Genomic DNA, 14,335 nt, shown 5'->3' with positions numbered 1-14,335 from the left:
AGGGAACAGGCTATGAAGATATTAAAGTTAGATACAGAAACCAAAAAAGATTTGCTTAACAATCTTTTAAAAAGAAGTCCGAATCAATACGACACTTATATGGAAACCGTGAGTCTGATTATTGAAGATGTGAGGGCAAATGGCAACCACGCATTGTTTGCATACACAAAGCAGTTTGACAAGGCAGATATCAGTAAAGACAATATTTTAGTTACTGAAGCAGAGTATGAGGAAGCTTACCAGACCGTTGCTCCCGAAGTAATTGAGGTAATTAAAAAAGCAGCCATAAATATAAAAAACTATCATGCGAAGCAAAAACAGTACAGTTGGTTTGACAGTGAGCCAAATGGAGTTATTTTAGGACAAAAGGTTACGCCTTTATCTTCTGTAGGGGTGTATGTTCCCGGTGGAAAAGCTGCTTATCCCTCCTCTGTACTTATGAATGTTCTTCCTGCAAGAGTGGCAGGGGTTAAAGAAGTGATTATGGTGACGCCTCCGGATAGGGACGGTAAAATTTATGCCGGAACCCTGGTTGCAGCAAGGGAAGCAGGAGTTGATAGAATATATAAAGCCGGAGGAGCCCAGGCAATCGCTGCCTTGGCCTTTGGTACAGAAAGTGTCCCTAAGGTAGATAAAATAGTAGGACCCGGTAATATCTATGTAGCACTTGCCAAAAAAGCTGTGTATGGGCATGTAAGTATAGACTCCATTGCAGGGCCCAGTGAAATCCTTGTACTTGCTGATGAAACTGCTAACCCCAGATATATCGCAGCAGATCTTCTATCCCAGGCTGAGCATGATGAATTGGCATCAGCAATTTTAGTTACGACTAGCAGTGAAGTTGCAGAGCAGGTGTTAAAGGAAGTAGAGGGATTTACTGCCATATTATCCAGAAAAGAAATTATTAAAAAATCTCTTGATAATTATGGATATATTCTAATTGCCTCAAATATAGAAGAGGCCATAGCAGCTGCTAATGAAATAGCCTCTGAACATCTAGAGATTTTAACTAAAGACCCTTTTCAGATAATGACAAAGATAGAGAATGCAGGTGCTATATTCCTTGGTGAATATAGCAGTGAACCGTTAGGAGATTACTTTGCAGGACCAAATCATGTACTTCCAACCAATGGTACGGCAAAATTCTTCTCACCTCTTAGTGTAGATGACTTTATTAAGAAATCAAGCATTATATCCTATTCAAAAGAAGCTTTGGAGCCTATTCATAAGGACATAGTTACCTTTGCCGAAGCAGAAGGCTTAACTGCGCATGCCAATTCCATCTCCGTACGTTTTGAAGAGAAAGGGGAAGAGTGTTAATATGGCAAGAAGAGCAGTCATTGAAAGAAAAACCAAGGAAACAGACATAAACCTTACTGTAGATTTGGATGGAACAGGAAATGCCCAAATAGATACCGGCATCGGATTTTTTGACCATATGCTTCATAGTTTTGCAAGACATGGTTTTTTTGATTTAACCCTAAAAGTAACTGGAGATTTATATGTGGACGGACATCATACAGTAGAAGATACCGGAATAGTTCTTGGACAGGCAATCAAACAGGCACTCGGGGATAAGAAGGGCATAAAACGGTATGGCAGTACTATGCTTCCAATGGATGAAACGCTTGCTTTATGTGCCATTGATTTGTCAGGCCGTCCTTATCTAGTCTTTGATGTGGAATTAACCACGGACAGAGTAGGATATCTGGATACAGAGTTGGTGAAAGAATTTTTTTATGCCATATCATACAGTGCAGGTATGAACCTTCATATAAAGGTATTGCATGGAAGTAATAATCATCATATTATTGAAGCTATCTTTAAGGCATTTGCCAGAGCATTAGACGAAGCTTCTGCAAAAGATGAGCGGATACAGGATGTTTTGTCTACTAAGGGAGTGGTAGATTAGGTTATCTTTTACTGCTAGCATGGGGCATAAAGCTGAGAGTCAGTCAAGCTATTAATGGCGGTAAAATATAGGAGAAAGGTGGGCATGAAGCTATGTATCAAAAAATTATACCTTCTATAAATTGCGAAGGTCAGGGGAATGAGCAAGTACGACAGGCAGCAGCAGCTTATGAATCAGGCGGTGCAGATGGAATATATGTATATCAGTACTCTATGGTGGAAGAACAACGGGAAGAATTTCTAATTCTGGTAAAAGAACTTTCCAAAACGATTGATATTCCCATATATATCGGCTGCTATGTAAAGCGGTTTGAAGATATAAAAAAGGCACTTTATACCGGAGCTTCTTATGTAGTATTGCAAAAGGAAACCTTAAACTTTCCGGAGGCTATAAAAGAAGGAGCTTTACGGTTTGGAACAGATAAAATTTATTTGCTGCTGGATAATTTAGAGGACGTATTAAAGAAAACATCTTTGGATGTTCTAAAAAATCTGTGTATCTCAACCTTAATTTTAGACCGGAATGAATTAACGGTTGATTTTCTGGACATGATAGAAGTAATGAGTGTACCTGTTATACTAAGGGACAGCTTACTGGATGTGCAGCTAAAGGATATAATAACTTTAAAAGGTGTAACAGGTATCATCTCAGATAGATTCAACAGTACGGAATTGTTTCAGGTGAAAAAGACCTTAAAGGAACAGGGAGTTGAAGTTAATACTTATGAAAGCAGTCTTGCATTTAAGGAGTTTAAGTTAAACGGTGACGGATTGATTCCGGTTGTTGTTCAGGAGTATAAAACCAGTCAGGTATTAATGGTAGCATATATGAATGAAGAAGCTTTTGATAGGACGGTAGAGACAGGTAAGATGACTTACTTTAGCCGGAGCAGGCAAAGCCTGTGGGTAAAAGGCGAAACGTCCGGTCATGTTCAGTATGTTAAGACATTACAAATTGACTGTGATAAAGATACTATCCTTGCAAAAGTACAGCAAGTAGGACCTGCCTGCCATACAGGCAGTCAGAGTTGTTTTTATACTGATTTGGTGAAGAAGGCGCACGATACTACCAATCCTTTAACGGTTTTTTCAGAAGTGTATGAGACCATAGCTGACCGAAAAAAGAATCCGAAAGAAGGCTCTTACACAAATTATTTATTTGATAAGGGGATTGACAAAATATTAAAAAAATGCGGTGAGGAAGCCACGGAAATTATTATAGCCGCTAAAAACCCTGATGCAGAAGAATTAAAGTATGAAATATCAGATTTTCTTTATCATATGATGGTGCTCATGGCAGAATGTGGATTAGAGTGGTCAGATATCGTAAAAGAATTGGCGCACCGCAGATAAGGATTTATGGCTGTAATTGGAAAAAATTAAAAAACCCCTTGCATTATCTGATAACTGGTGCTATAATCATTTATTGTAAGTATGATAACGTATGGAATGAGAGTGGGCGAAAGTCCACTCTTTATATTTGCGTAAAAGCAAAGTTAATAATTTGCAACAGTAACAGTTGTTTACGTCTGCTATAGATGTAAGATACATGGAGGATTCAATGACAAAAAGAGAAGAATATGAATTAAAAACAGAAAAGCTGCTTGAGCCCATCATACAAAAGAATAACTTTGATTTGGTAGACGTTGAATATGTAAAAGAGGGTGGTAACTGGTATCTTAGAGCCTATATTGACAAAGAAGGCGGTATTTCTGTTGATGATTGTGAGCTGATAAGCAGAGCACTCAGTGATTTATTGGATGAGCATGACTTTATACCGGATGCTTATATTTTAGAGGTCAGTTCCCCTGGTCTTGGCAGACAATTAAAAAAAGAGAAGGACTTTGCTAGAAGCATTAATAAAGAAGTTGAAATTAAGCTTTTTAAAGGCATTGATAAGCAGAAGGAATTTGTAGGCCTGTTAACTGAGTACGACCAGGAGAAGTTGGTCGTCGAATTAGAAAATGGAAATATGTTGGAAATTCCGCGGTCTAATATAGCATTAATCCGTTTGGCGTTTGACTTTTAACACATAATATCTTGTCTGACATACTAGAACAGGAATGAGGAGGATTCGAAGAAAATGAACAATAATAAAGAGTTAATTGACGCATTAAATCAGATTGAAAGAGAAAAAGATATCAGCAAGGAAATATTACTGGAAGCTATGGAAAATTCTTTGGTTGCAGCCTGTAAAAATCATTTCGGCAAAGCAGATAATATAAAAGTTGACATTAACCGACAAACCGGAGCAGTCAGCGTTTATGCAGAGCGTGAAATTGTAGAAACTGTTACAGACCCTGTTACTCAGGTAAGTGTTGTGGAAGCCAGGTTAAAATATCCCAGAAATGATATCGGAGATATCGTTAATGTTGAAGTGACTCCTAAGAATTTCGGACGTATTGCAGCTCAGAAGGCGAAACAGGTGGTAGTGCAAAAAATTAGGGAAGAGGAAAGAAAAGTTCTATTTAACCAGTACTACAGTAAAGAAAAAGATGTAGTTACTGGTATTGTACAGCGTTACGTAGGCAATAATGTAAGTATTAATCTTGGTAAGGTTGATGCTGTGCTGACGGAAAATGAACAAGTTAAAGCAGAGCATTTCAGGCCAACAGACCGTATTAAGCTTTATGTACTTGAAGTAAAAGATACTACAAAAGGTCCAAGAATTACTGTGTCCAGAACGCATCCCGAGCTTGTAAAACGTCTATTTGAGGCAGAAGTAACAGAAGTAAAAGATGGTACTGTTGAAATCAAGAGTATTTCAAGAGAAGCAGGTTCCAGAACAAAGATGGCGGTTTATTCAAACAATCCTGATGTTGACCCGGTAGGTTCCTGCGTAGGTCTAAATGGTGCAAGGGTGAATGCCATTGTTAATGAGTTAAGGGGCGAAAAAATAGATATTATTAATTGGAGTGAAAATCCGGCTATTCTGATTGAGAATGCTTTAAGTCCTGCAAAGGTTGTATCTGTTCATGTGGATGAAGAAGAAAAAAGTGCGCGTGTTATCGTTCCAGATTATCAGTTATCTTTAGCAATTGGTAAGGAAGGTCAGAATGCTAGACTGGCTGCAAGACTCACCGGCTATAAGATAGATATTAAGAGCGAGTCACAGGCAGAAGACTACGGATGGGAATAGTATGAGTGGCATTAAAAAAATTCCCCAGAGACAATGCACAGGTTGTGGGGCGTTAAAAAATAAAAAAGAAATGATCCGAGTAATTAAAACACCGGAGGAAGCTATCATAATTGATGCTACTGGCAAGAAGAACGGCAGAGGAGCATACATATGCAAATCCTTAGAATGTCTTCGGAAGGCAGCGAAAAGCAAGGGCCTTGAAAGATCCTTAAAGGTAAGTATTCCTCATGAAGTGTATGAGGCATTAGAAAAGGAGCTGAATGGACTTGAATGATGAAAAGGATAATAGCGGGCTTAGGCCTATTGTAGAAAAAAAAGTATTTTCTTATATTGGATTGGCAGCAAAGGCCGGCAGCCTTTTAAGCGGTGAATTTATGACAGAAAAATCCGTGAAAGAAGGAAAAGGCAAATTAGTAATTGTTGCTGAGGATGCATCGAACAATACGAAAAAAATGTTTACCAATATGTGTACTTACTATAAAGTGCCGATTTACTTTTTTGGTGAAAAAACAAAACTTGGCCACGCAATAGGAAAAGAATTCAGGGCATCCCTAGTTCTGTTAGACAAAGGTCTGGCTGATGCGGTAGAAAAGCAACTGAACATGTTTAACAATGACAAATGTATGGATATACATTGAGTCGTATAAGTGGAGGTAGTAAGTATGGCAAAAATTAAGATATATGAATTAGCAAAAGAAATGGATAAACACAGTAAGGATATCGTCAGCTTTTTAAATGAAAAGGGTATGGATGTAAAAAGCCACATGAGCAGTATAGATGATAGTGCTGTGAATATGGTGAAAAGTCATTTTTCTCCTAGAGACAATTCACAAAAAGATACTTCTTTTAGAGATAAGCAGACTGTATCTCAGCCACATAATGGCGACAACAACCGTCATGCCTCAGCTGCAGGATCAGCAAACCAGCAGATGAACAGACAAAACCAGGGTGGTGGCTATAATAACCAGAACCGTCCACAGGGTCAGGGTTATCAAGGGCAAAACCGTGATCAAGGCCAGGGAGGGTATAACAACCAAAACCGTGATCAAAGTCAGGGAGGGTATAACAACCAAAACCGTGATCAAAGTCAGGGAAGCTATAACAACCAAAACCGCAGTCAAGGCGGTGGTTATAATAACCAAAATCGTCCACAGGGTCAGGGCTATCAGGGACAGAACCGTGGTCAAGGCTATCAGGGACAAAATCGTGACCAGAGCCAGGGAGGCGGCTATAATAACCAGAACCGCAGTCAAGGTGGTGGTTATAATAACCAAAATCGTCCACAGGGTCAAGGCTACCAAGGACAGAACCGTGGCCAAGGCTATCAGGGACAAAATCGTGACCAAAGCCAGGGAGGCGGCTATAACCAGAACCGCAGTCAAGGTGGTGGTTATAATAACCAAAATCGTCCACAGGGTCAAGGCTACCAAGGACAGAACCGTGGCCAAGGCTATCAGGGACAAAATCGTGACCAAAGTCAGGGAGGCGGCTATAACCAGAACCGTGGTCAAGGTGGTAGTTATAATAACCAAAATCGTCCACAGGGTCAGGGTTATCAGGGACAGAACCGTCCACAAGGCCAGGGTTCATCTTATAACCAGTCCGGCGGACAGTATCGTTCAAACCGTCCTACCCAGGATGGGCAGAACCGTCCTTATGGAAACGGCGGACAGAATCAGTCTTCTCAAAGACCTTATAACAACAGACCGGGTCAGGGAGGCGGCTATAACCAGAACCGCGGTCAAGGCGAAGGCTATGGCAACCGTAACTTTGGTTACGGCGGCAATAAGGATGCTGATTACAAGGATAAAGATAAAGATGCTGATAACAACAACAGAAAGAGAACCAGCACTAGAAACGATTCCGGGAAAAAGTTTGATGCACCGATTGGAATGTCCAGAAGTGATTCTGCGAACAACAGAAACAACCGAGCAAATAAAAATACTAAAAATTCCAAGACTAATTATAAAGTATACGAAAACGAAACAGATGAAATCAAAATTCCTAAAAAGGGTCAGTTTATCAAGCCTAAGCCAATACAGGCTCAGGAAAATAAGGAAGATGAAATCAAAACAATTATTCTTCCTGATATTCTCACCATTAAAGAATTAGCAGAGAAGATGAAGATGCCTGCATCAAATCTTGTAAAAAAACTGTTCCTATCTGGAAAAATGGTATCCATTAACCAGGAAATCACTTTTGAGGAAGCAGAGGAAATAGCAATTGAATATGATATCATAGCAGAACACGAAGTAAAAGTAGATGTCATCGAAGAATTGTTAAAAGAAGAGGAAGAAGATGTAACAACCATGGATAAACGTCCGCCGGTTGTATGTGTTATGGGTCATGTTGATCATGGTAAGACTTCCCTTCTGGATGCTATTCGTGAAACCAGTGTAACTTCACATGAAGCAGGTGGTATTACACAGCATATCGGTGCTTATGTGGTAGAGGTTAATGGTGAAAAAATCACTTTCTTAGATACACCGGGACATGAAGCATTTACTTCCATGCGTATGAGAGGTGCTCAATCCACTGATATTGCTATTCTTGTTGTTGCAGCAGACGATGGTGTAATGCCTCAGACCGTAGAAGCAATCAGCCATGCAAAAGCAGCCGGAATTCAGATTATTGTGGCCATAAATAAAATAGACAAACCAAGTGCTAACATCGAAAGAGTAAAACAGGAATTAACTGAACATGAATTAGTTGCAGAAGACTGGGGTGGTGACACTGTATTTGTGCCTGTCTCCGCACACACAAAAGAAGGTATTGATCAGTTGCTTGAGATGATTATCATAACCGCAGAGATGGTGGAATTAAAAGCCAATTCTAACCGTAATGCAAGAGGTATCGTTATAGAAGCTGAATTAGACAAAGGACGTGGTCCGGTAGCAACTATTTTAGTACAAAAAGGTACACTTCACGTTGGAGATTCTTTAGCAATCGGGTCAGCTTATGGTAAAGTAAGAGCAATGATGGATGATAAAGGTAGAAGAGTAAAAGAAGCTACTCCCTCTACTCCTGTTGAGATTCTTGGATTGAATGCCGTTCCTGATGCGGGTGAAATTTTTATTGCTACTGATAATGAAAAAGAAGCTCGTACTATTGCTGAAACGTATATTTCACAGGGAAAAGAAAAACTGATTGCTGATACAAAAGCAAAATTATCCTTAGATGGTTTGTTCTCACAGATAAAAGCCGGCAATGTAAAAGATCTAAATATTATTATTAAAGCCGACGTTCAGGGTTCCGTGGAAGCAATGAAACAGAGCTTATTAAAATTAAGCAATGAAGAGGTTGCAGTACGTGTGATTCATGGTGGTGTAGGTGCTATTAACGAATCCGACGTAAATCTTGCAAGTGCTTCCAATGCAATAATTATTGGTTTTAATGTAAGACCGGATAATACGGCAAAGGATAAAGCAGATACTGAAAAAGTAGATTTAAGATTATACAGAGTTATTTACAATGCCATCGAAGACGTAGAATCAGCCATGAAAGGTATGTTAGAACCTGTCTTTGAAGAAAAGGTTATTGGTCATGCTGAAGTTAGACAGACATTTAAAGCATCTGGCTTAGGTGTGATTGCCGGTTCCTATGTATTAGACGGAAAGATAACCAGAGGCTGTTCTGCAAGAATTAAGCGTGAAGGTGAATTGATTTATGAAGGACCATTAGCATCTCTTAAGAGATTTAAGGATGATGTGAAAGAAGTTGCAACTGGTTATGAATGTGGTTTAGTATTTGAAAAGTTTAATGATTTAAAAGAATTTGATATAGTTGAATTATATGTAATGCAAGAAGTACCAAGATAGGTAATAGGCATGCGCCATAATGACGGTGTTATCTGACAGCGGCGTTATGGCGCACTGCTGTATAATCTGCAAGAAAGAAGTCTAAGCTATATAGGTTGAATTCAGTTTTTGTACGTGAAACAAGCTAAAAGTACTATATATATATATTTCATGTAGCTTTATATATTACGGGAAAAAACTAAATCAACGAAATAGATAACGGTAATTTGGTTTTGGATTAGAAAAATTTATCTAAGACAACGGAAAGAATATAGAATAGAAAGGACTATCCCATAGTATGAGAAAAAACAGCATTAAAAACACAAGAATCAATGGTGAAGTTCAAAGAGAATTAAGCATGTTAATTAACAGAGAAATTAAGGATCCAAGAATAAATCCATTGACCTCCGTTGTAGCCGTAGAGGTAGCACCGGACTTAAAACATGCGAAAGTATATATCAGTGTACTAGGAGATGAAGAATCTCAGAAAAACACATTGGCTGGATTGAGAAGTGCAGCACCTTTTATGAGAGGACAACTTGCGAAAAGCATTAATCTTAGAAATACACCGGAATTAACCTTCATAATGGATCAGTCTATTGAATACGGTGTAAATATGTCAAAATTAATTCATGATGTGAATAAAGATTTATCCAACAATGAAGAGCTTAAAGAGGATAGTGAATAAGAATAACTAGTAATGTAATTACCTAACTTAATAAAAGGTTGAAAGAAAATACAGGGAAAGAGAGGATTGCCACGCATAGTTTCTTTCAGCCTTTAGAAAGTGGTGGCTATAGTTTATATGAATTTATTACAAGAATTAAAAGAGGCTAAAAGCGTTGGTATTGCAGGACATATCAGACCGGATGGCGACTGTGCCGGCTCTAGCCTTGCCCTATACCATTATTTAAGACAGGCCTTACCCGAAGAAGTGATAATCGATTTGTATCTGGAACCAATTTCAGATAAGTTTTATATTACAGATGATGTTTCAAAAATTAAGCAGAATAATGAAGAAAATCTAAATTACGATGTGTTTATTGCTTTAGACAGCGGAAGTCTTGACCGGCTTGGTTTTGCAGCAAAATATTTTGAAAAGGCTGAAAAGACTATAAATATAGATCATCATATTAGCAATACCAGATTTGCTAAAGTAAATCATGTTTTGGATGACGCAAGTTCTACTTGTGAAGTGTTATATGATTTGTTTGAAGAGGTAAAAATTGATGCAGTTACAGCGAAAGCATTATATTTGGGTATCATACATGATACCGGAGTTTTCAAACATTCCAATACCACAGAAAAGACGATGAAGATAGCAGGCAAGCTTATAACAAAGGGAATCCCTTTTTCAGAAATGATTGATGATACTTTTTATCGAAAGAATTACCGTCAGAATCAGATACTTGGAAGGTGTTTGTTGGAAAGTATCCTTTTATTACAAGGAAAATGTATTGTATCTTCTGTCAGTAAAAGAATGATAGAATTTTACGATGCTGTTACTGCTGATTTAGATGGTATCATTGACCAGCTAAGGATTACGGAGGGTGTAGAAGTTGCTATACTAATCTATGAGTCCGATTTCCATGAGCATAAGGTGAGCATGAGATCAAATGGCATTGTGGATGTTAGTAAGATTGCTACTTACTTTGGGGGAGGAGGTCATATTAAGGCAGCCGGTTGTACGATGCGGGGAACCTTGCATGATGTAGTCAATAATCTGACACCACATATAGAACATCAGTTAAAACACAATACAAGTGAATAGGAGTTCTTCGATTGATTAACGGAATTATTAATGTATATAAAGAAAAGGGATTTACCTCCCATGATGTGGTTGCAAAATTAAGAGGAATCTTAAAACAAAAAAAGATAGGACATACCGGGACTCTAGACCCGGATGCGGAAGGAGTTCTACCGGTTTGTTTAGGTAATGGCACCAAACTGTGTGATATGCTGACGGATAAAGACAAAACCTATGAGGCGGTACTCTTGTTGGGCGTAACTACAGACACGCAGGATATTACCGGTAAAGTGTTAGAGACCTCTAAAGTTACAGTGGTCAGGGAAGAAATCGAATCAGCTATTATGAGTTTTGTAGGTGACTATGAGCAACTCCCTCCCATGTATTCAGCAATAAAAGTTGGCGGAAAAAGACTTTACGAATTAGCCAGGGCCGGCAAAGAAGTAGAACGGGAAACCAGAAAAGTAAGGATACATAATATCCGTATACTTGAGTTTGATGATGAAAATCATGAAATCCGCATTGCTGTTCATTGTTCTAAAGGAACTTACATTAGAACTCTATGCCATGATATAGGTATAAAACTTACCTGTGGCGGCTGTATGAAAGAACTTTTACGTACAAAGGCCGGACAATTTACAATAGATGATAGTATAACACTTCAGAAAATACAGGACTTACAGGAGAAGGAGCTGCTGTCAGATTATATTGTAATGGTTGACCAGATGTTTTTAGATTATAAGAAGGTTGTAATAGCTAAAGAGTATACTAAATATCTATACAATGGTAACTCCTTTGATATAAAACATCTAATGGAGGGAGCCGAATATCCGGTGGTTGATACTATAGAAACATCTTCTTATGTAAGGGTATACGATTGGCAGCATCAATTCACTGGTATCTATGAATATGTTGGAAAGGGTGTTTTTAAACCCGTTAAAATGTTTTTATAGTTTTTAATAGGAGTGTGCATATGGAATATATTACAGGAAGAACAGATTTTAAGCTTAGCAATTCTGTTGTTTCCCTCGGAAAATTTGATGGTCTGCATCGCGGACATCAACTTTTACTGAACAAAATTTTAGAACAGAAAAAGTTTGGATATCAGGCTGTGATGTTTACATTTATGTACCATCCCCAAAATCTGTTTTCTGAAAAAGAACTTGATTTAATTTATACAGAGGAAGAAAAAAAGTATATTTTGCAAAAAAGTGGACTGGATGTGCTAGTTTCTTATCCTTTTACCGAGGAAACTGCTTCTATGGAGCCGGAACAGTTTGTAAAAGAGGTTTTGATTGATAAACTGGATTCGAAGATGATAGTTGTAGGGAGAGACTTTTGTTTTGGACACCAGAGGAAAGGAAATGTAGAATTATTAAAGAAACTTTCTATCACATACGGTTATGAACTGGTTGTTTATGACAAAATAATGGAAGGTGATCAGGTAATCAGCAGCTCCTTTATTCGAAGTGAAATTGCAGAGGGAAGATTGGAAAATGCCAATCAGTTTTTAGGAAATCCCTATACAATTATGGGAGTTGTACAGCATGGCCGTAAAATTGGACATACCTTAGGATTTCCCACAACTAATCTGATTCCAGAAAAGAATAAACTCTTACCTCCAAGCGGAGTGTATGCTTCTATAACAACAGTGAACGGCAGAAAATATCCGGGAGTTACCAACATTGGTTTTAACCCAACGGTTGGTAAGACACCGGAGAAGAGAGTGGAGACCTTTATCTTTGATTTTAATTCGGATTTGTATGATACTTTCATTGAGGTAGCATTATACGCAAGAGAAAGAGGAGAAGTGAAATATCAAACTCTGGATGAATTAAGAGCTCAGATGAAAAAAGATATTGTCTATGGAAGGGATTATTTTGAGAAACATCCCTACTAAGGCAGTAAATAATCCTTTAAAACCTTATATAATAGTTGGATGCCCTTTTGAATTTCACTTTCAGCCATGTTTGCATAGCCTAGTAAAAATGTAGTTGTTGAATAAGGTTCGGTATGGGATATATAATGCTCCTTTAAGCCATAGAGTCGAATACCGCTCTTTGCTGCTAGTTCTGTAAGTTCTTCTTCTGATAGTTTTGTTTTTAAACGCAGAACAAGATGCAATCCGGCATTCTCACCTTCTATTATCAAAGAACCTTTAAAAGGCTTTAGATTTTGTATAAGGCTATCATGCTTGTTTTTATAGAGCTTACGTATCTTGTTCAGATGCCGTTCAAAATATCCGTCGTTAATAAAATGAGTCAGAATATACTGGTCCATTCGAGAAACGGTGGAGGAATAGTAAAACAGATGTTTTTTATAAAGTGCTAACAGCCTTTTAGGTAGTACCATGTAACCAATACGAATAGCGGGAGCAATAGCTCTGGAAAAAGTTCCGAGATAAATTACATTGCCGTTGGAATCGATTCCCTGTAAGGCAGGTATGGGTTTCCCTTTGTAACGGAATTCGCTGTCGTGGTCGTCTTCAATAATGTAACGATTTGGGACTTTGCAAGCCCATTGCAGCAGTTCTAACCTTCGTTTTATAGACATAACTATACCAAGAGGATACTGGTGGGAAGGGGTAACATATACAAGGTTAGCTGCTGAGTCTTCCAGTTCCTCTATTTTTATTCCGTTTTGGTCAAGGCTGATGGGAACGGTATTGAACGCAAGACCCTTAAATATTCGGAAAGCTCTTTTATAAGCGGGGTTTTCCATTGCAATAGTTAATGAGTTACTATATCCATCGGTTATGCTGTCTTTTGTTTCTTTTATATCTGTGAATCTATTTCTCTCAGTATGCATCATATGAAATAATTGTGCTAAAAGTTGTAGCAGGTAATCTGCACCTGCACCTACAATAATTTGCTCCGGGGTACAGTTAACTCCTCTGGAACTATAAAGGTAATCGGTGATTGCCTTTCGAAGACTTTCATCCCCTTGATTATCTCCAAGTAAAAACAAGTCATTATTGGATTCATTCATACAATTCTTGGACAATTTACGCCAGATGTTATAGGGAAAGCTGTTAATATCAATGGCAAAAGGTGAAAAGTCGTAGAGATAGGGCTGATTGTACTTCGCTGCTTGAGGCTGTTTACTCTTGGGAGGTGTTTTGATATGGGTCAGTTCTGTTATCATTGAAATATAGTAACCGCTTTTGGGTACAGATTCTATATATCCTTCCGATAGAAGTTGTGCATACGCCATGTCTACCGTATTTCGGCTGACTCCTAAATTCGCCGCCAAATTTCTGGTAGAGGGTAACTTGTCACGATAGCATAACCGGCCGGCTTTTATTTCATCACGAATGAAAGTATATATCTGCTCGTATAAGGGGATAGTAGAGGCTGTATTAAGGATTATAGTTAACATGCTTTTCCTCCATAACTTGTGGTATGAAAATATAAATTGTCATTGTGTGTAATTTTGGAGAACATAGTTCACGCGTTGATTCTAATTATCTTACTTGGACAGTATGGCAAGCAGGCTTGCCATATGCAATGGGATTAGTATGAGCATACCAGTTTTTTGCTTATTTTACAAGAATCTAAATTCTTATTCCAAAAATATTAATTTCTTTCTAATCTGCTACTAATCTTGCTGTGGGATAATAATTCTGCGGCAAACGTATAAGAGAAATAGTCGTTCATGTTTTATTTATAGAGTACTTTAAAAAGATAAATATGAAGAGAAGAGAATAAAGTAAGTTACCCCTATATCAACACCCTGCAATCA

13 protein-coding genes are annotated in these 14,335 nt (G+C 38.1%); 12 read left to right on the top strand and 1 reads right to left on the bottom strand.

Annotated features, from left to right (window positions below; genetic code table 11):
* The first annotated feature begins 12 nt into the window (after positions 1 to 12).
* The 12 genes from hisD to acsn021_RS13770 all read left to right on the top strand — a co-directional run bounded on the left by hisD (position 13) and on the right by acsn021_RS13770 (position 12,494).
* Positions 13 to 1,320 carry a histidinol dehydrogenase gene (gene hisD, locus acsn021_RS13825; RefSeq protein WP_184095945.1) on the top strand — a complete coding sequence of 436 codons (1,308 nt, stop codon included), beginning with the start codon at positions 13 to 15 and terminating at the stop codon, positions 1,318 to 1,320.
* 1 nt (position 1,321) lies between these two features.
* Positions 1,322 to 1,912 (top strand): imidazoleglycerol-phosphate dehydratase HisB, encoded by a 591-nt coding sequence (hisB, locus tag acsn021_RS13820; RefSeq protein WP_184095943.1) that lies wholly within the window; start codon positions 1,322 to 1,324, stop codon positions 1,910 to 1,912.
* 92 nt (positions 1,913 to 2,004) lie between these two features.
* Positions 2,005 to 3,264: a bifunctional phosphoribosyl-AMP cyclohydrolase/phosphoribosyl-ATP diphosphatase HisIE gene (gene hisIE / locus acsn021_RS13815; RefSeq protein WP_184095941.1), complete on the top strand. Its 1,260-nt coding sequence runs from the start codon at positions 2,005 to 2,007 to the stop codon at positions 3,262 to 3,264.
* 208 nt (positions 3,265 to 3,472) lie between these two features.
* Positions 3,473 to 3,940 carry a ribosome maturation factor RimP gene (locus tag acsn021_RS13810; RefSeq protein ID WP_184095939.1) on the top strand — a complete coding sequence of 156 codons (468 nt, stop codon included), beginning with the start codon at positions 3,473 to 3,475 and terminating at the stop codon, positions 3,938 to 3,940.
* 54 nt (positions 3,941 to 3,994) lie between these two features.
* Positions 3,995 to 5,050 carry a transcription termination factor NusA gene (nusA, locus tag acsn021_RS13805; protein ID WP_184095937.1) on the top strand — a complete coding sequence of 352 codons (1,056 nt, stop codon included), beginning with the start codon at positions 3,995 to 3,997 and terminating at the stop codon, positions 5,048 to 5,050.
* 1 nt (position 5,051) lies between these two features.
* Positions 5,052 to 5,324: an RNase P modulator RnpM gene (gene rnpM / locus acsn021_RS13800; RefSeq protein WP_184095935.1), complete on the top strand. Its 273-nt coding sequence runs from the start codon at positions 5,052 to 5,054 to the stop codon at positions 5,322 to 5,324.
* The gene (locus acsn021_RS13795) at positions 5,317 to 5,688 is read left to right on the top strand and encodes a L7Ae/L30e/S12e/Gadd45 family ribosomal protein (protein ID WP_243167992.1); all 372 of its coding nucleotides are present in this window, start codon (positions 5,317 to 5,319) and stop codon (positions 5,686 to 5,688) included. Before rnpM ends, acsn021_RS13795 begins: the two co-directional genes overlap by 8 nt.
* A 24-nt stretch (positions 5,689 to 5,712) precedes the next feature.
* Positions 5,713 to 8,868, top strand: coding sequence for a translation initiation factor IF-2 (infB, locus tag acsn021_RS13790; protein WP_184095931.1), 3,156 nt, complete (start codon positions 5,713 to 5,715; stop codon positions 8,866 to 8,868).
* Positions 8,869 to 9,145: 277 nt separating this feature from the next.
* A complete protein-coding gene (rbfA, locus tag acsn021_RS13785; RefSeq protein ID WP_184095929.1) occupies positions 9,146 to 9,535 on the top strand; it encodes a 30S ribosome-binding factor RbfA in 390 nt (129 codons plus the stop codon).
* 117 nt (positions 9,536 to 9,652) lie between these two features.
* On the top strand, positions 9,653 to 10,618 hold the full coding sequence (locus acsn021_RS13780) for a DHH family phosphoesterase (RefSeq protein WP_184095927.1): 966 nt from the start codon (positions 9,653 to 9,655) through the stop codon (positions 10,616 to 10,618).
* 11 nt (positions 10,619 to 10,629) lie between these two features.
* On the top strand, positions 10,630 to 11,547 hold the full coding sequence (truB, locus tag acsn021_RS13775) for a tRNA pseudouridine(55) synthase TruB (protein WP_184095925.1): 918 nt from the start codon (positions 10,630 to 10,632) through the stop codon (positions 11,545 to 11,547).
* 20 nt (positions 11,548 to 11,567) lie between these two features.
* On the top strand, positions 11,568 to 12,494 hold the full coding sequence (locus acsn021_RS13770) for a bifunctional riboflavin kinase/FAD synthetase (RefSeq protein WP_184095923.1): 927 nt from the start codon (positions 11,568 to 11,570) through the stop codon (positions 12,492 to 12,494).
* Here acsn021_RS13770 and pdxR read toward each other — a convergent pair.
* Positions 12,491 to 13,972 carry a MocR-like pyridoxine biosynthesis transcription factor PdxR gene (pdxR, locus tag acsn021_RS13765; RefSeq protein WP_184095921.1) on the bottom strand — a complete coding sequence of 494 codons (1,482 nt, stop codon included), beginning with the start codon at positions 13,970 to 13,972 and terminating at the stop codon, positions 12,491 to 12,493. The two genes, acsn021_RS13770 and pdxR, sit on opposite strands and share 4 nt — an antisense overlap.
* Between the last annotated feature and the right edge of the window lie 363 nt (positions 13,973 to 14,335).

The sequence above is a fragment of the Anaerocolumna cellulosilytica genome (assembly GCF_014218335.1).
Lineage (GTDB): Bacteria > Bacillota > Clostridia > Lachnospirales > Lachnospiraceae > Anaerocolumna > Anaerocolumna cellulosilytica.
This window is presented reverse-complemented; position numbering and strand designations above follow the sequence as displayed.

Excerpts from the sequence above, each read along its gene's own strand:
- pdxR (WP_184095921.1), bottom strand. The coding sequence starts at position 13,972 with ATGTTAACTATAATCCTTAATACAGCCTCTACTATCCCCTTATACGAG.
- rnpM (WP_184095935.1), top strand. The coding sequence starts at position 5,052 with ATGAGTGGCATTAAAAAAATTCCCCAGAGACAATGCACAGGTTGTGGG.
- hisB (WP_184095943.1), top strand. The coding sequence starts at position 1,322 with ATGGCAAGAAGAGCAGTCATTGAAAGAAAAACCAAGGAAACAGACATA.
- hisD (WP_184095945.1), top strand. The coding sequence starts at position 13 with ATGAAGATATTAAAGTTAGATACAGAAACCAAAAAAGATTTGCTTAAC.
- hisIE (WP_184095941.1), top strand. The coding sequence starts at position 2,005 with ATGTATCAAAAAATTATACCTTCTATAAATTGCGAAGGTCAGGGGAAT.
- acsn021_RS13810 (WP_184095939.1), top strand. The coding sequence starts at position 3,473 with ATGACAAAAAGAGAAGAATATGAATTAAAAACAGAAAAGCTGCTTGAG.
- rbfA (WP_184095929.1), top strand. The coding sequence starts at position 9,146 with ATGAGAAAAAACAGCATTAAAAACACAAGAATCAATGGTGAAGTTCAA.
- acsn021_RS13770 (WP_184095923.1), top strand. The coding sequence starts at position 11,568 with ATGGAATATATTACAGGAAGAACAGATTTTAAGCTTAGCAATTCTGTT.
- acsn021_RS13780 (WP_184095927.1), top strand. The coding sequence starts at position 9,653 with ATGAATTTATTACAAGAATTAAAAGAGGCTAAAAGCGTTGGTATTGCA.
- nusA (WP_184095937.1), top strand. The coding sequence starts at position 3,995 with ATGAACAATAATAAAGAGTTAATTGACGCATTAAATCAGATTGAAAGA.
- infB (WP_184095931.1), top strand. The coding sequence starts at position 5,713 with ATGGCAAAAATTAAGATATATGAATTAGCAAAAGAAATGGATAAACAC.